Annotated in this window: 14 protein-coding genes; 8 read left to right on the plus strand and 6 right to left on the minus strand. The window is 41.1% G+C overall.

From position 1 onward, the window contains the following. Nucleotides 1-83 precede the first annotated feature (83 nt). Entirely contained in the window at nucleotides 84-1,700 is a 1,617-nt protein-coding gene (locus H6F47_RS09725; protein ID WP_242027377.1) for a hypothetical protein, read from the minus strand. Nucleotides 1,701-2,321: 621 nt separating this feature from the next. Between H6F47_RS09725 and psaA the strand changes: the two genes are divergently transcribed. The 7 genes from psaA to H6F47_RS09760 all read left to right on the plus strand — a co-directional run bounded on the left by psaA (nucleotide 2,322) and on the right by H6F47_RS09760 (nucleotide 9,582). Continuing rightward, nucleotides 2,322-4,577, plus strand: a complete 2,256-nt coding sequence (psaA, locus tag H6F47_RS09730; protein ID WP_096565396.1) for a photosystem I core protein PsaA — start codon at nucleotides 2,322-2,324, stop codon at nucleotides 4,575-4,577. A 109-nt stretch (nucleotides 4,578-4,686) separates the two neighbouring features. Further along, nucleotides 4,687-6,918 (plus strand): photosystem I core protein PsaB, encoded by a 2,232-nt coding sequence (gene psaB / locus H6F47_RS09735; RefSeq protein ID WP_190648905.1) that lies wholly within the window; start codon nucleotides 4,687-4,689, stop codon nucleotides 6,916-6,918. Nucleotides 6,919-7,129: 211 nt separating this feature from the next. Beyond that, nucleotides 7,130-7,819, plus strand: coding sequence for a hypothetical protein (locus H6F47_RS09740; RefSeq protein ID WP_137667721.1), 690 nt, complete (start codon nucleotides 7,130-7,132; stop codon nucleotides 7,817-7,819). 11 nt (nucleotides 7,820-7,830) lie between these two features. Beyond that, a complete protein-coding gene (locus H6F47_RS09745; RefSeq protein ID WP_228051724.1) occupies nucleotides 7,831-8,418 on the plus strand; it encodes an STAS-like domain-containing protein in 588 nt (195 codons plus the stop codon). Beyond that, nucleotides 8,419-9,036, plus strand: a complete 618-nt coding sequence (locus H6F47_RS09750; protein WP_199291118.1) for a hypothetical protein — start codon at nucleotides 8,419-8,421, stop codon at nucleotides 9,034-9,036. It abuts the gene before it with no gap. Between the two features lie 32 nt (nucleotides 9,037-9,068). Next, the gene (locus H6F47_RS09755) at nucleotides 9,069-9,392 is read left to right on the plus strand and encodes a hypothetical protein (RefSeq protein WP_190648908.1); all 324 of its coding nucleotides are present in this window, start codon (nucleotides 9,069-9,071) and stop codon (nucleotides 9,390-9,392) included. Between the two features lie 34 nt (nucleotides 9,393-9,426). Beyond that, nucleotides 9,427-9,582 carry a hypothetical protein gene (locus H6F47_RS09760; protein ID WP_190648911.1) on the plus strand — a complete coding sequence of 52 codons (156 nt, stop codon included), beginning with the start codon at nucleotides 9,427-9,429 and terminating at the stop codon, nucleotides 9,580-9,582. Between the two features lie 159 nt (nucleotides 9,583-9,741). Here H6F47_RS09760 and H6F47_RS09765 read toward each other — a convergent pair whose 3' ends face one another. Next, a complete protein-coding gene (locus tag H6F47_RS09765) occupies nucleotides 9,742-10,221 on the minus strand; it encodes a hypothetical protein (protein ID WP_190648959.1) in 480 nt (159 codons plus the stop codon). 640 nt (nucleotides 10,222-10,861) lie between these two features. Between H6F47_RS09765 and pyk the strand changes: the two genes are divergently transcribed. Beyond that, entirely contained in the window at nucleotides 10,862-12,631 is a 1,770-nt protein-coding gene (gene pyk, locus H6F47_RS09770; protein ID WP_190347207.1) for a pyruvate kinase, read from the plus strand. 615 nt (nucleotides 12,632-13,246) lie between these two features. Here pyk and crtR read toward each other — a convergent pair. The 4 genes from crtR to H6F47_RS09790 all read right to left on the minus strand — a co-directional run bounded on the left by crtR (nucleotide 13,247) and on the right by H6F47_RS09790 (nucleotide 16,762). Then, nucleotides 13,247-14,137, minus strand: a complete 891-nt coding sequence (gene crtR / locus H6F47_RS09775) for a beta-carotene hydroxylase (protein ID WP_096565382.1) — start codon at nucleotides 14,135-14,137, stop codon at nucleotides 13,247-13,249. A 165-nt stretch (nucleotides 14,138-14,302) separates the two neighbouring features. Further along, nucleotides 14,303-15,067 carry an ABC transporter ATP-binding protein gene (locus H6F47_RS09780; RefSeq protein ID WP_190648916.1) on the minus strand — a complete coding sequence of 255 codons (765 nt, stop codon included), beginning with the start codon at nucleotides 15,065-15,067 and terminating at the stop codon, nucleotides 14,303-14,305. A 128-nt stretch (nucleotides 15,068-15,195) separates the two neighbouring features. Beyond that, entirely contained in the window at nucleotides 15,196-15,846 is a 651-nt protein-coding gene (locus H6F47_RS09785; RefSeq protein WP_190347210.1) for an energy-coupling factor transporter transmembrane component T, read from the minus strand. Further along, nucleotides 15,839-16,762 carry an energy-coupling factor ABC transporter permease gene (locus tag H6F47_RS09790; RefSeq protein ID WP_096565376.1) on the minus strand — a complete coding sequence of 308 codons (924 nt, stop codon included), beginning with the start codon at nucleotides 16,760-16,762 and terminating at the stop codon, nucleotides 15,839-15,841. Before H6F47_RS09790 ends, H6F47_RS09785 begins: the two co-directional genes overlap by 8 nt. Between the last annotated feature and the right edge of the window lie 125 nt (nucleotides 16,763-16,887).

Genomic DNA, 16,887 nt, shown 5'->3' on the forward strand with positions numbered 1-16,887 from the left:
CGTATTATATATCAAGTAGTTGATTTTTTCCTAAAAATATATTGATTTTTGTCAATATAAGTATAGTTTTGTCTATGAAATTGTCAACTTAGGACTTGCTCTTCGGGTTTAATTACATTTCGATTCTTAAAATACTCACTTAATCTGTTTAACCCTGTTTTTTCTGTTGTTTCTGGTTTCAACTCCTCTGTTTCTAATGAGTCAGCGGGTGTTTTACGAATTTCAATTTCAGGAGTAGGAGTTGTTTCTACTTTGGGTTCTACCTGTGGTTGAGGAATAGGAGAAACTTCAATTTCTGGAACTGTGGGTTTTTCTACTTTGGGTTCTACCTGGGGTTGAGGAATAGGAGAAACTTCAATTTCTGGAACTGTGGGTTTTTCTGTCTTGGGTTCTACCTGTGGTTGAGGAATAGGAGAAACTTCAATTTCTGGAACTGTGGGTTTTTCTACTTTGGGTTCTACCTGTGGTTGAGGAATAGGAGAAACTTCAATTTCTGGAACTGTGGGTTTTTCTACTTTAGCTTCTATCTGTGGTTGAGGAATAGGAGAAACTTCAATTTCTGGAACTGTGGGTTTTTCTACTTTAGGTTCTATCTGGGGTTGAGGAATAGGAGAAACTTCAATTTCTGGAACTGTGGGTTTTTCTACTTTAGCTTCTATCTGTGGTTGAGGTGCTGGAATTTCTTCAACTTTGGGCGTTACAGTCGGTCTAGGTTCAGTAATAGGAATCTCAACTGTGTAATTTGGGTCTACAATACCACGCACTTCATCAGCCGTAACTTCCCCTCTTACCATTCTAGAAAGGGTATCTTTACCACCCGGTTGGTAATTAATCACTCTCACTGTACTATTAAAGACATTTTTTACTGGGTTGCCTTGGTTATCAAGAAATTCTAGTTCTACCCAGTTTTTACCAGGTTTAAAACCTTTGAGGTAGACTGTTTGCCAGCGGTCAAAAATAAAACTTTCACCATTAATTGTGCAACGAATACGCCAATCGCTCATTGTGTCTTCAGGATGATCTTCAGCCATAAGATGCAAAGGCGCGTTAGTTAGGTAAAAATCCAACATAATTGGTTCAGCACCATAACTACCATTAGGACGACTATAGGTGAGAAGAGGTAAATTAGGGTCAGGGTTGTTATCGTCGGTTTTAGTAAAGACGTGAAATGTGGTTTGGGCATAAGCACCTTCATTTTTAAAGCTTTCATGCCAAGGACGAGACGCAAATACACGCAAAGTATGAGTACCTGCGGATAAATCAGGGAATACTAAAGGCTTATTTAAGTCGTAAACAGCTATATAAGGTTGATTGTCAAGAATTACGTGCAGATGTGGTCCCAGTTGCCATTTGGGATCTTTAAAAATTGGTAAGTCCTTAACCTGAAAACGGACTGTAACAGTATTATCTTCAATTATCTCATCTGCTGTAGGCGTAAGTATTGTTACCTGTGGTTGATAACTTTCCAAATCTCCTCTTAGTTCTTGTATTAGCTTTGGAGGAGCAGTTTCTGAAAATTTACGATCAACTTGGGCAATTTCAGCAACTGGTTTTTGCTTATTAATAAATACGTCTTGTCCACCAGCTTTATCAGCACAACTACTTAAACCTAACACCAGCACCAAAGTCAAGAGCCACTTAAAAATAGGTAAGCTCTTGTTTAAGGCTTCATTAAAAGCTTGCTTTCGTTTACATTTCATGCTGTTATACCTATGATTTTATTCAGCAAAATTTATTAACTACACTTTACACCCTACACCCCAGATACCATAAACCCAGACTGGGGTATACAGCAAATTGCAGGTTTCTTAGTTATAAATTTACATCAAAAAGCCTTACATATCAACGGTTATGCTGCTGCAAACTAACTGCTGAAAACGGCAAGCTGTTGTAACTTTGTGATTTACAGAAAATTTGGTTCATCTCTTTCATAAAGATGAAAAATATGAAAATTAAGTAATATTTATCACTAAATTTACAGATTTAAATTTCAGCAGAAGCAACATATCCAGTTACAACATGATGATTTATAGCTGTATTAGAGATTAACCATAAATTTTAAGAATTGTTATAGTTTGTAAATTTAATAGAAAAAGTATTGACTTTTTTACAATAGCTTTGAATATAAAAAGGCAGATATGACAATAAATCTGGCGATTTTGAATTATTGTTAAAATGTCTCCAACAAAGTACAAGTACAGACTCTATAATTCAACAGAAACAACAAATCCACAGGTCCCCAAAAAACATCTGGGGACAAAGAGTGAAATTCACTCTGTGGTGTACATGATTCCTCATTCCCTATTCACAGAGGAGGTCGAATGACGATTAGTCCTCCGGAGCGAGAGGAGAAAAAAGCAAGAGTCATCGTTGATAACGATCCTGTACCCACCTCATTTGAGAAATGGGCTAAACCAGGACACTTCGACAGAACCTTAGCTAAAGGACCAAAAACCACCACCTGGATTTGGGACCTGCACGCCCTCGCCCATGACTTCGATACACATACAAGCGACTTAGAAGACATTTCTCGCAAAATCTTCTCTGCTCACTTTGGCCACTTGGCTGTAGTGACAATTTGGTTAAGCGGAATGTTATTCCACGGCGCTAAGTTCTCCAACTATGAAGCTTGGCTGGCTGATCCATTAGGAGTCAAGCCCAGCGCCCAAACAGTTTGGCCTATTGTGGGACAAGATATTTTAAACGGTGATATGGGCGGTGGTTTCCACGGCATTCAAATCACCTCTGGATTGTTCCAAGTATGGCGTGGCTGGGGTATCACTAGCTCTTTCCAACTATACGTAACTGCCATTGGCGGCTTAGTATTAGCGGGCTTGTTCCTGTTCGCTGGTTGGTTCCATTACCACAAACGCGCTCCCAAACTGGAATGGTTCCAGAACGTGGAGTCAATGTTGAATCACCACCTATCAGTATTGCTAGGTTGCGGTTCTTTGGGATGGACAGGTCACTTAATCCATGTGTCCGCACCAGTTAACAAGCTATTAGACGCTGGTGTTGCCATTAAGGACATCCCCTTGCCCCATGAGTTCATTTTGAACAAAGACTTAATCACAGAGTTGTATCCCAGCTTTGCTAGTGGTTTAGCACCTTTCTTCACCTTGAACTGGGGAACTTATGCTGACATTCTGACCTTCAAAGGCGGATTGAACCCCGTAACAGGCGGTTTGTGGATGACTGACATTGCTCATCACCACTTAGCGATCGCAGTGCTGTTCATCATTGCCGGTCATATGTACCGCACCAACTGGGGTATCGGTCACAGCATCAAAGATATCCTAGAAAACCACAAAGGTCCTTTCACAGGCGAAGGCCACAAAGGACTTTATGAAAACTTGACCACCTCTTGGCACGCTCAGTTGGCTACTAACCTGGCCTTCTTGGGTTCCTTGACAATCATCATCGCGCATCATATGTACGCGATGCCCCCCTATCCTTATTTGGCAACTGACTACGCTACTCAGTTGTGTATCTTCACTCACCATATTTGGATCGGTGGCTTCTTGATTGTGGGTGGTGCTGCTCACGCAGCAATCTTCATGGTGCGTGATTATGATCCCGTTGTGAACCAAAACAACGTATTGGATCGCGTGATTCGTCACCGTGATGCAATCATCTCTCACCTCAACTGGGTTTGTATTTTCCTCGGCTTCCACAGCTTTGGTTTGTACATCCACAACGACACCATGCGTGCCTTGGGTCGTCCCCAAGATATGTTCTCTGATGCTGCAATTCAATTGCAACCAGTGTTTGCTCAGTGGGTACAAAACCTACATACACTAGCACCAGGAACAACCGCACCTAACGCCCTAGAAACAGTAAGTTATGTGTTTGGCGGTGGTGTGTTAGCTGTAGGCGGAAAAGTAGCTGCTGCTGCAATTCCTTTAGGTACAGCCGACTTCATGATTCACCACATTCACGCCTTCACCATTCACGTGACTGTGCTGATTCTGCTCAAAGGTGTATTGTACGCTCGCAGTTCTCGTCTAATTCCAGACAAAGCCAACTTAGGCTTCCGCTTCCCTTGCGACGGTCCAGGCCGTGGTGGTACTTGCCAAGTTTCTGGTTGGGACCATGTATTCTTGGGACTGTTCTGGATGTATAACTCCTTGTCAATTGTAATTTTCCACTTTAGCTGGAAAATGCAGTCTGATGTATGGGGTACAGTAGATGATGGTGTGGTAAGTCATATCACAGGTGACAACTTTGCACAAAGTGCTATCACCATCAACGGTTGGTTACGTGACTTCCTGTGGGCGCAAGCTACACAAGTAATCAACTCCTACGGTAGTGAACTGTCCGCTTATGGACTGATGTTCTTAGGCGCTCACTTTGTTTGGGCATTCAGCTTAATGTTCCTGTTCAGTGGTCGTGGCTACTGGCAAGAATTAATTGAGTCCATCGTCTGGGCGCATAATAAACTGAAAGTAGCTCCTACAATTCAACCCCGTGCTTTGAGCATCACTCAAGGTCGGGCAGTAGGTGTAGCTCACTATCTACTCGGAGGAATAGCCACCACCTGGGCATTCTTCCACGCACACATCCTTTCAGTAGGTTAAAAAATTTCAGTGAATATTTTGGGTTTTGGATCAATCTCCAACCCAAAATCCAAAATTTCACTGGTAGCAGTGATAGCAATGGCTAAAGGTCAGAGGAATCATCAACCCTATGGCAACAAAATTTCCAAAATTTAGCCAGGATCTCGCACAGGACCCAACTACGCGGCGCATTTGGTATGCGATCGCCATGGGCAATGACTTTGAGAGCCACGATGGCATGACAGAAGAAAATCTTTACCAAAAGATTTTCGCCACTCACTTCGGTCACTTGGCAATCATTTTCTTGTGGGCTTCCAGCCTCCTGTTCCACGTAGCCTGGCAAGGTAACTTTGAACAGTGGATTAAAGATCCCCTTCATGTCCGTCCTATCGCCCATGCGATTTGGGACCCCCACTTCGGCGCACCAGCAGTTGACGCTTTCACTCAAGCTGGCGCAAGCAATCCTGTAAACATTGCTTACTCCGGTGTTTATCACTGGTGGTACACCATCGGGATGCGGACAAACCAAGAACTGTATGTAGGTTCTTTGGGCTTGTTGCTGTTGGCTGCATTGTTCCTGTTCGCTGGTTGGTTGCACTTACAACCCAAGTTCCGTCCTAGCCTCTCTTGGTTCAAGAGTGCTGAACCCCGTCTGAACCACCACCTGGCTGGTTTGTTCGGTGTTAGCTCCTTAGCTTGGACTGGTCACTTGGTTCACGTTGCTATCCCCGAATCCCGTGGTATCCACGTAGGCTGGGATAACTTCCTGTCCGTTGCTCCCCACCCCGCAGGCTTAACCCCCTTCTTCACTGGTAACTGGGGTGTTTACGCTCAGAACCCTGACACTGCCGGCCATCTTTTTGGTACTTCCACTGGTGCTGGTACTGCGATCCTCACATTCTTGGGCGGTTTCCACCCCCAAACAGAATCCTTGTGGTTGACTGACATGGCTCACCACCACTTGGCGATCGCTGTTATCTTCATCATCGCTGGTCATATGTACCGCACTAACTTCGGAATTGGTCACAGCATCAAAGAAATGCTCAACTCCAAGTCCGGTTTAGTTCCCGGTAGCAAGAGCGAAGGTCAGTTTAACCTGCCCCACCAAGGTTTGTACGACACCATCAACAACTCCTTACACTTCCAATTGTCTTTGGCTTTGGCTGCGTTAGGAACAATTACTTCCTTGGTTGCTCAACATATGTACGCTCTGCCTCCTTATGCTTTCATCGCTAAGGACTACACCACACAGGCAGCACTGTACACCCACCACCAGTACATCGCTGGTTTCTTGATGGTTGGTGCTTTTGCACACGCCGCAATCTTCTGGGTTCGTGACTACGATCCCGAACAAAACAAAGGCAACGTATTAGACCGGATGTTACAGCACAAAGAGGCGATCATCTCTCACCTCAGCTGGGTATCCTTATTCCTTGGTTTCCACACCTTGGGCTTGTACGTTCACAACGATGTAGTAGTTGCTTTCGGTACTCCTGAAAAACAAATCCTCATCGAACCAGTATTTGCTCAATTCATTCAAGCTGCTCACGGTAAAGTTCTCTACGGCTTAGACACCTTGTTGTCTAACCCTGACAGCATTGCTTACACAGCATACCCCAACTACGGTAACGTTTGGTTGTCTGGCTGGTTAGATGCTATCAATTCTGGAACAAACTCCTTGTTCTTAACAATTGGTCCTGGCGACTTCTTGGTTCACCACGCTTTCGCTTTGGCTATCCACACCACCACCTTGGTACTTGTTAAAGGTGCTTTGGATGCTCGTGGTTCTAAACTGATGCCCGATAAAAAGGACTTCGGTTATGCCTTCCCCTGCGACGGTCCAGGCCGTGGCGGTACTTGCGACATCTCCGCTTGGGACGCTTTCTACCTGTCTATGTTCTGGATGTTAAACACCATTGGTTGGGTAACATTCTACTGGCACTGGAAACACCTGGGTATTTGGCAAGGTAACGTTGCTCAGTTCAACGAAAACTCCACTTACTTGATGGGCTGGTTCCGTGACTACCTCTGGGCGAACTCTGCTCAGTTGATCAACGGTTACAACGCCTACGGCATGAACAACCTCTCTGTTTGGGCTTGGATGTTCCTCTTTGGACACCTGGTTTGGGCAACTGGTTTCATGTTCTTAATCTCCTGGAGAGGTTACTGGCAAGAGTTAATTGAAACCTTGGTTTGGGCCCACGAGCGTACTCCTCTAGCTAACTTGGTTCGCTGGAAAGATAAGCCCGTTGCTCTCTCCATCGTTCAAGCTCGTGTGGTTGGTTTAGCTCACTTCACCGTTGGCTATATCGTCACCTACGCAGCGTTCCTCATTGCTTCTACTGCTGGTAAGTTCGGTTGATCTTGACTACTGGTTTTAGGTAAGTAACTAAAAAATCCCCTGCCGCAAGGTGGGGGATTTTGGTTCTGACTATGCAAAATCAAAAGGAATAAGCTATTAGCAACAATAGATTTGCTAGAATTTTAGTAAATCACTAGAATAAATTTTTGTAAAAAACTATTATTTTGAAATTGTTGTAAGTTTTAAATTGTTTTAATGCTTTAGGAGCAATATGACAGAACTGCAAATACCAGAAGAATTTAAGCCTGGTTTTAAGCTACTGATAAGCATTGATGAAAAAACTTTACAGGGTTTTATTGATGCTTTTCAACAAGCACAGCCATTACAGATTAATGATTTAGTATCAGCAGTTACTTCAAGGGTTAATACTTTGACAAAAAAAGAAGTCAAAGATGTCATAGAAACTCTGATTTCTATACATAACCTTAGAGACTACCTTCAGGAAAATAATGATGCTTCTACAGATGAAGTAGTAGAAAAAATTAGTCAAGCTGTTGAAGATGATGAAGAAGTTGAGATTACTAAAGAACAAAAACAGGAATTTGAGAGGCGTTTAGTTACTTTTTTAGATTTTGATAGTATTCTTAATTTTACATCTAAAGCCATTGAAGTTATACGCGACCATGAGCGGCTATTTCAAAATTCACGGATTCACACTGATATGCGTCCTGTTTTTGAATCTGACTTAGAAGACAGTACAGCAGCGGTAGCTATAGTTAATATGCTGAAAATTGAATATGTAGATTTAGATGGTAAACATGAGTTTTTTGTAGCTTTGGATGCAAATGATTTAAAACAATTACGCGAACAGTTAGATATAGCAGATAGAAAAGTAAAAGCTATTGAGTCAATGCTAAATAAAGCAAATATTCCATACTTAAATGATCTAGATGTAGAGTAGAGGTTATAAAGATGACAGTAGCAGAAAAAGTTAGCTCTTGGTTTCCTAAGAAGCAGCGAAGTTTGAAGCACTTTCCCCTTGCTTATGTACCTAGTCAAGATTCTAATGAAATGAATAAAGCCAGCCTCACAAACAAGTTGGACTGGAATTATTTAAATCTAAAAAAAAGAGTCAGTGAGAATAATCCTAACAATTTATTCTTATTCAAAAGAGGTATATTGCCTCCCAGTAATAGTAAAGTTAAAGTATTTACAAAATATGAAGTTTTCGACCTAGTAGGTAAAACCTGTATTACAGTGAACGATGGACAAAAAATTTATGATTTGGTTCATCGACAATTACAAGCTAACCAACCTGTAGAATTAGACTTTGCAGGAGTGGAAGTTTTTGCTGCTCCATTTTTTAACTTTGCTATCGGACAATTATTGAAAGATATACAGCCAGAAAACCTCAGCAAGTTATTAAAAATAAATAATATTAAACCTCTTGGCAATCAAATAATCAGTTTAGTAATAGAAAACTCCAAGCGATACTACTCGGATCCTATTTTTCGTAGTAGATTAGACCAAGTAATAAATGAAAAATCTGATCATCTTTAAATGCCAGCTACGATTAAACCTAATTACAAAGTTAAAGCTGAGGTATTTAATATCCAGTTTGATACGCCCAAAGCAGATGACATTTTTTTAGTAGATAGTAATGTCTGGTATTGGTATAGTTATACTAATGCCAGTACAAACGCTTTACCTTATCAAATATCACATTATCCTACTTATGTGAACACAGCTTATATTACTGGATCGCGACTTTTATATTCTGGGCTTTCTTTAGCAGAACTAGCTCACCAAATAGAAGAAGAGGAAAGAAAATTTTTTAATCCTACCTTAAAACCGAAAATATACCGTCATAACTATCCATCAGAGAGAAATAAAGTTGTCCATGAAGTTCAAACAGCATGGAGTACAGTTACATCAATTGCAGATTGTGTGGAAATTTTGGTTGATGAAAACACTACTAATAAATCATTAATAAGATTTCAAACACAATTACTTGATGGTTATGACTTACTCATATTAGAAGCGATGAATAAAGTTGGAGTTAAAAAAATTATTACAGATGATGGGGATTATTTAACTGTGCCTGGCATTCAAGTGTTTACAGCTAATAATAATTTTATTAATACTGCAAGAAATCAAGGTAAGTTGTTAGTTAGGTAGCTGTTCAAAAAGGTATTGTAAAAATAAATAAAATGGAAAAACTACAAACCTCCTCCAGACCCGAAGAAATAGAAACAACTTTCACTACACTTGTCAACCAGTGGCGTGAAGAAACTCGTGGTGTATCATCAACCAACCAAATGTGTATGCACCCTGCCTATCAACAAATTATAGGTATGGGTGAACCTGTAATACCTTTATTACTGAGAGAATTAGAGAAAAAATCTGGAAGATGGTTTTGGGCATTAAAATCTATTTCTAGAGAAGATCCTGTGCCTCCAGAGTACAGAGGAAATACAAAAGAAATGACTAAAGCATGGCTTGATTGGGGAAGGGAAAGAGGCTATAAGTGGTAGGAAATAACGCCTGGACTAAATATGTAAAAAACTTTTGTTGGTTCAAGATTTCAGTGATGGTAGATCCTTCAAAATCCTTGCACCTATTTTTCTGTTTATCAGCCTCAAACCTTTAATTTCTCTAGGTTTTACATTTATTCAGCAAGCTATAACTATTCGCAGTTTGGCTATAATGAGAGCGCAAACATGATCGCCCCATCTCACCTGCTCTACAAGCAGCCAAAAAATAACCCAAAATATAAAATATTTTGGGTGGAAGGTTTAAAATATCTTTAAATTCCTACTGATTATAAATTAATTGCCCAAAATGGTCAAATATCTCCCCACAGGAGGGGTAAAAAATCAAAAATCATTGCGATTGACTACAGTATTCATTTAACTGATTCCCAAAGGTATCTGATTCTTTACCAGCACTTTTAGCTGCTGCTGTTAATGCTGAGTCAATATCTGTTCTGGCCTTTTGGATTTTTACCCTACCTGCTGTAGAAGCTTCTGCTGTTTTAGTTGTACCCAGAGCATTAGCAGCTTTAGCGATCGCTTGACTGAGATTATCAAAAACTTTCGCAAAACTACTTTGAAATTCTTGGAGTTTGGGATCTGCTAATCTTAATTCTTGAATTGATTTAGTGACATTTTGCAAATCTTTGGAGAGTTGCAAGCTAGTTGTTACTTGTGTTCCTTTATTGTTATCAATCAAAGAAGTCCCTTGATTCACAACTTTAACCAATCGTTGACACTGAGAGATTTTACTCTCATTACAACCAGTCATCAACAAAGCAATACTTAGGCTCACAGGAGCAATTACTGTATACTTACGCACGATTAATATGAATATGCTAAAAGTAGTAAAAACCCATTCAGGATAATCCAATTCTACACCCAAAACAAAAACCACTCTTAATTGAGTAGCTTTTTGAAAAATTATTGATACATCCTTACTAATGCGGATTTTATGAACACAGAAAAACCACCCATGAGTAATGAACCGGTGATGATGTTGATAACGCTATTGACTATTTTGAGGCCAACTGGACTTTAGCTGCTAATTGGGGGTTTGCTGCGTGGGAAAAGCTCAACGAGATTAAATCAGAAATGAAGCTGATCAGGCAGGAAGTGATTGCTGCTAATCAAATCCAAGATTACAGGTTAGACAAGCTGGAAGTGTCTATCAGGTCTGTTGAGAAGTAAAATTAACTCTGACTTGTCTATAACTTAATCCTGAGTTATTTCTAACTTTTTTCTGGGGATTCTGTATAGTAAGATTTAACCGGAGTCTTGCTGATTAGGGGAAGTGGCTTGAGGAGATTTTTCTATAAAGTTACTAACTGTACGAAATCAAATCTATACTTCACCCCCACTTTCACTGCTTTTGATATTAATTGACATTGATATAGCAGTGACTGAAAAGAATTGACTGCTTAATTTACCATTATTTCCCAGATAGAACCAAAAAATTCTAAAATCCGCCCATGACGCAACTAAGAGATTCTCTGCGCCGAACCAAAATTGTTGCTACTGTTGGACCTGCTACCAGTAGTCCAGAAATGCTGAAAGCAATTATTGAAGCGGGTGCAACGACACTGCGATTAAATTTTTCCCACGGCACTCATGCTGACCATCAGCGCAGTATCCGGTTAATTAGACAAACCGCTTTTGAACTGAATAGACCTGTAGCAATTTTACAAGATTTGCAAGGTCCAAAAATTCGCTTGGGACAATTTGAAAATGGTTTTATCATGTTGTCTAAGGGCGATCGCTTCACTTTAACAAACCGCCCAGTGGTAGGAACTCAAGAAATTAGCTGCGTTACCTACGATTATTTAGCAGAAGAAGTCCCCGTCGGTTCCAAAATTCTCCTCGATGACGGCCGGGTAGAAATGGTTGTTGAGGAAATTAACCGCGATAAAGGCGATTTACATTGTCGGGTTACAGTAGCAGGTAAACTTTCTAACAACAAAGGTGTTAATTTTCCGGGAGTTTACTTATCCATCAAAGCCATGACCGACAAAGACCGCGAGGATCTGATGTTTGGTCTAGATCAGGGTGTAGACTGGGTAGCACTTTCCTTTGTTCGCAACCCCCAGGATATTATCGAAATTAAAGAGTTAATTTCCAGCACGGGGAAAAACGTTCCTGTAGTTGCCAAAATTGAAAAACACGAAGCGATAGAACAAATGGAAGCGGTTCTGTCTTTGTGTGATGGGGTGATGGTGGCTAGAGGTGATTTAGGGGTAGAATTGCCAGCAGAAGATGTACCTGTGTTGCAAAAGCGGTTAATTGCTACTGCTAACCGTTTGGGTATTCCCATCATCACCGCTACCCAAATGTTAGATAGCATGGTCAGCAACCCCCGTCCTACCCGTGCAGAAGTATCTGATGTGGCTAACGCGATTTTAGATGGTACGGATGCGGTGATGCTTTCCAACGAAACTGCTGTAGGTAGTTATCCTGTGGAAGCGGTAGCAACTATGGCGAGAATTGCTGAACGCATTGAACAGGAAGAAGCAGAACATCCTTCCCGTTTGACGCGAGATGATAAACGTTCTATTCCTAATGCTATCAGTCAAGCAGTTGGTCAAATTGCTGAGAATTTAGGTGCAGCAGCAATTATGACTTTGACACAAACGGGAGCAACTGCGCGGAATGTTTCTAAATACCGTCCGAAAACGCCAATTTTAGCCATCACACCCCATGTCAATGTGGCGCGACAATTGCAGATGGTTTGGGGTGTAAAACCGTTGTTGGTGTTAGATTTACCTTCTACTGGTCAAACCTTCCAAGCTGCTATTAATGTAGCCCAGGAAAAAAACCTGTTGAGTGAGGGTGATTTAGTGGTGATGACTGCTGGTACACTGCAAGGTGTTTCTGGGTCAACAGATTTGATTAAAGTGGAAGTGGTGACAGCGGTACTAGGTCAAGGTATTGGTTTAGGACAAGGTTCTGTCAGTGGCCGCGCTAGGGTTGTGCGTACTGGTATAGATGCGACTCATTTTAATCATGGCGATATTTTGGTGGCATCGAGTACAGGCGTTGATTTTGTTGATGCGATTCGCAAAGCTAGTGGTATTATTACTGAAGATGAAAGTCTTACTAGTCACGCAGCAGTAATTGGTTTACGTCTTGGTGTACCTGTTATTGTTGGTGTGAAGGAAGCGACGCAGGTAATAAAAGATGGGTCAATTTTGACTTTGGATATGCAGCGGGGTTTGGTTTATTCTGGTGCGGTGGGAACACCGTAAAGAATTAAAAATTGAAAATTGAAAATTGAAAATTAAAACCCAACAATTATCTGTTTTAATTTTTAATTTCTACCGCTTTTTTGAAACTTTCTGTTCTTGTAATTTGACTGATTTATAAATCTGACGATGAGGAATTTGAGAGTTAGCAAATGCTAGGTTGAAGATTCTGTTTTTATCGTCAGATTCATTTTAACCCACCTTCCGCACCCTAAACTGTCACACAACGAAAAATGGTCATTTGGGGATTTGAGATTGGCGAACTGCTTGCAGCAGCGCTTCGCTATCGCTACCTAAACTTTAGACCATTTTGTATTAAAATTATCCTCAAAGGTCTTCAAAAATCCGAAATTACCGATTGTGACACTGGGGGGTGCGGAATGTGGGATCAAAGGTTAGAGGCTGATAAACACAGAAATTAGTGCAAGGGTTTTGAAGCGTATACCGGAAAAAGTGTGCATTTTTTGGGATTTCAAGAGATGGCAAAGAAATTTTCAAATCTCCTCCTGACTCCTGACTCCTGACTCCTGACTCCTATGCCCTCACGGAAAGACTTTCTCAGCAACCCCTATTTATATTAGTGGGTTAAACAGTCGTTAACCCACCTTAAAAATTTACCTATTCTTTGTGGTGATGAAAGCGAATACCTATGAAAATATCATAGACAAACTCAAAGAAATCCTTTTTCTGCAATAACCCTGAAGTCTGAGGACTACCTTTTTCATCTAACAGCGGTTTCATCAAATAGTAAGTGGGTTGGTAATTATACCAAGGAATTGAAGGCCACAAATGATGAATGAGGTGGTAATTCTGTCCTAAAATCAGGATGTTGAGAATTTTACCAGGATATACGCGGGCATTTTTCCAGCGATCGCGTTCTACAAAGGGACGATGGGGTAAATAATCAAAAAATAACCCTAGTCCTATTCCCACTATAAACGCTGGAATAAACCAAAAATTGAGAATATAGCCCAAAAAGTGATATTGGACGGAAATATAAACAATAGAAACTACAATCAAACGGCTAATAAACCATTCTAGTAGCTCATATTTGCGCCACAATCGCCGTTGAAAGAAAAATACTTCATGGTACAAAAACCTCACCGCTATCAACCATAATGGACCACCCGTAGAAACGTAATGATCTGGGTCGTCTTTGGGGTGATTGACGTTACCATGATGCTGAAGATGTACTCGTGTAAATACTGGAAAAGCAAAAGCCAAAATCAGGGCGCTACCATGCCCTAACATCGCATTAATCACCCGGTTACGATGGGCGGACTGATGACAAGCATCATGAATAATCGTCCCAGAACAGTGTAAAGCCAGAGTGTTAATGCTAAAACATAGCCAATGCGGCCATTCCCATACCCAATAACCAAAGTTGGAAAATACCAACATTGTCACTACTGTAAAAAATAGCAACATTGTGGGATTAAAATCCCCAGGAGGTGCTAAAAGTTCTTTGGGCGGGATTGTCAGCGGCTTTTGTGCCTCCGACGTAAGCATTATTAACTCCTTTTGTGTCAAATATTAAAAATATACGACAATTCTTAGTAAAAAGTAAACTTATGTTAATTTCATAGTTCCAAAAAGCATAGACAAATATCTCAAGCAAATTCTGACGTAGAATGTAAAATCTCCGTGGCTTTAGCCCGGAGAGTGTCAATCTCATCACCAGTCTACTGGTAAACCTAACTGTTCTAAGGTTTTGCCATCTTGTAATAGCGGATGGATCTGGCTGTCTATATGAATTTGACCACCTGAAAGGACTAAAGCACGTTGGGTCACTTTCCCTAACCACTGTAAGTCATGGGAAGCAATTAACATTACCTGCACAGGCAACTTTAATAATACTTGGGCTAAATGTCGTCGCCATGCAGGATCAAGTCCGTTGGTTGGTTCATCTAAAATCAGAATTGCTGGGTCTAGAGCTAATATTGATGCTAGGGCGGCTAAACGTCTTTGTCCTCCAGAAAGTTCGTGTGCGGAACGGTGAGCATATTCTTCTAAACCAAAATCAGCTAATAACTGTCGTGCTTTGTCCGTTGCTACTGCTGGTGAAATACCATAGTTGCGTGGTCCAAAGGTGACATCTTCCAAAATTGTCGGCATAAATAATTGATCATTGGCATCTTGAAAAGTAAAACCGATGTGTCTGCGTATTTGGGGGAACGTATTTGGTTCTACGGGAATACCGTTAATAGAAATTGTGCCACTGTGGGGATGTTTTAAACCGATGAGATTTTCTAGGAGAGTGCTTTTTCCTGAACCTGTTGCACCCATTAAAGCGACGCGATCGCCTGCATTTAAGGTAAAGGAAATATCTTTTAATACGGGTTGCTGGTGTGAGTAGGCATACACCAGATTTTTCACCTCAACGACAGAGGTATGAGGATGAAAGATAAAAGTTTGGGGATGAGAAGTTAAGGATGTCAAGATTCACAACTCAAATATAGGTGATTGGTGATTGGTGATTGGTGATTGGTGATTGGTGATTGGTGATTGGGTTATTAACTTCCCTTTCCTCCCCATCTACCCATCTCCCCTTCCTGTTTCCTGGTGTATTAAAAATAGGAACTGACGGTGATACAAGCAGCAATAATGAAGACTAAGATTAGTGTAAAACGTTCTTTTGGGTTAAGGGTAGAGTCTATAGGTAGTTGACCATTGTAACCACGAGTGATCATTGCACCATAAACTCGTTCTGCTCTGTCTAAAGTACGCAGATACAAAGAGCCGATCATAGCTGCACTGGCATAACGTAACCATCCCCCAGCACCATTTAAACCTCGTAGTTGGGCGCTACGCTGCATTCTGGCTAATTCTGAGAGTAAAATTTCTAGATATTGCCCAGCTAGGAGCAAATTTTCCTTTAATGGGGCGGGTACGGGTAAACCTTTAAGGGCGATGCCAAAACTGTGGGGGGGTAAGGTGAGTAAAAAGCTATTCATGACTATTAAACAAATTAGCGATCGCACCAGTAAAAAACTTGCTTTTTCCCACCCCAAGGGTAACGCTACCAATGACAGAAAAATCAATTCTGCACCTAGTAAACTCCCTAATTTGCGAATAGAAACCCGGAATATAAATACCCACAAAAGTGCGATCGCACCATACACCAGCAAATTTGACCAGCTATGAGGCTTTAAAAAAGCTGCCCCAATCACAATGATCAGGGATAATTGCAAGCGTAATGCCAAGGAAATGTTAAGCATTTTTAGGTTTCATCACTTTAGCAATACCAAAAGCCACAGCAAAGCAAGCTGTCGCACCTACCCAACCAGTAATACTTGTACCGATTTGTCCTAAACCTTGAATTTCATAATCAGCTAAGGGTGTTGGTACTACAACTCTGACTTCTTCGGCTTTGTTGATAAAATCCAAGTTTTCTGCTACTCTTTCTAACCCATCTGGCCAAGCGGAAGCAAATAAAGATAAAACACCTGCAACTAGGAAAATACTCACCACTGGTATCAACCAGCCTCCAAATTTCTCTTCTTCTCCTGGTAACAAGTCTGGACGTGCTGTGGCTAAATAGGCTAACACACCACCAGTAATCAAGCCTTCACCTACACCGATCAAAATATGTACACCTGTCATTGCAGGTAAAACTATATTCGCTGGTGCTGTCCCAGAAAGGGCTAACTGAATAGCACAAGCTATAGCTGCTGCCACTACACTAACACCTGCTGCTATACCTGCGGCTAGGGGTAAACGCCCTTTAGAACCACCCAGTAGTCGCTGTAAGGTCTGGGTTAAGAACCAAGCTACCCAAACACTGATTACTCCCAAGTTTAAAATATTTGCACCCAAGGCAGTAATACCACCATCAGCAAATAGCACTGCTTGAATTATTAAAACTGTTGCTATACATAACATTGCTGCCCAAGGACTACCTAACATAATCGCCGCTAAAGCACCGCCGCACAGGTGTCCGCTAGTACCTCCCGCTACGGGAAAATTAATCATTTGGGCGGCAAAAATAAAGGCTGTGGTTAATCCTAATACGGGAGCGCGACGAACACCAAAAGCTGTTTGCGATCGCCCAAAGGACACAAATAAAGCTGCTCCACTGGCTAAACTTGTAGCTGCTGCTACTGGAACAGAAATAAATCCATCTGGTATATGCATGAAAATCCTTGTTTTTCGCTTTTTTTTACACTAATTTCAGCAATAGAATTACAACTGCAAAAGATAGCATGACAATTCTAAATTTATAGGAAACTAAATTTCCCCTATATTTACAATGCCCCATT

It is taken from the genome of Sphaerospermopsis sp. FACHB-1094 (assembly GCF_014696195.1).
Taxonomy (GTDB): Bacteria; Cyanobacteriota; Cyanobacteriia; order Cyanobacteriales; family Nostocaceae; genus Sphaerospermopsis; species Sphaerospermopsis kisseleviana.

What these genes read in the sequence shown, in the direction of transcription:
- H6F47_RS09725 (WP_242027377.1), bottom strand. Translation starts at nt 1,700, where the DNA reads ATGAAATGTAAACGAAAGCAAGCTTTTAATGAAGCCTTAAACAAGAGC.
- psaA (WP_096565396.1), top strand. Translation starts at nt 2,322, where the DNA reads ATGACGATTAGTCCTCCGGAGCGAGAGGAGAAAAAAGCAAGAGTCATC.
- psaB (WP_190648905.1), top strand. Translation starts at nt 4,687, where the DNA reads ATGGCAACAAAATTTCCAAAATTTAGCCAGGATCTCGCACAGGACCCA.
- H6F47_RS09740 (WP_137667721.1), top strand. Translation starts at nt 7,130, where the DNA reads ATGACAGAACTGCAAATACCAGAAGAATTTAAGCCTGGTTTTAAGCTA.
- H6F47_RS09745 (WP_228051724.1), top strand. Translation starts at nt 7,831, where the DNA reads ATGACAGTAGCAGAAAAAGTTAGCTCTTGGTTTCCTAAGAAGCAGCGA.
- H6F47_RS09750 (WP_199291118.1), top strand. Translation starts at nt 8,419, where the DNA reads ATGCCAGCTACGATTAAACCTAATTACAAAGTTAAAGCTGAGGTATTT.
- H6F47_RS09755 (WP_190648908.1), top strand. Translation starts at nt 9,069, where the DNA reads ATGGAAAAACTACAAACCTCCTCCAGACCCGAAGAAATAGAAACAACT.
- pyk (WP_190347207.1), top strand. Translation starts at nt 10,862, where the DNA reads ATGACGCAACTAAGAGATTCTCTGCGCCGAACCAAAATTGTTGCTACT.
- crtR (WP_096565382.1), bottom strand. Translation starts at nt 14,137, where the DNA reads ATGCTTACGTCGGAGGCACAAAAGCCGCTGACAATCCCGCCCAAAGAA.
- H6F47_RS09785 (WP_190347210.1), bottom strand. Translation starts at nt 15,846, where the DNA reads ATGCTTAACATTTCCTTGGCATTACGCTTGCAATTATCCCTGATCATT.
- H6F47_RS09790 (WP_096565376.1), bottom strand. Translation starts at nt 16,762, where the DNA reads ATGCATATACCAGATGGATTTATTTCTGTTCCAGTAGCAGCAGCTACA.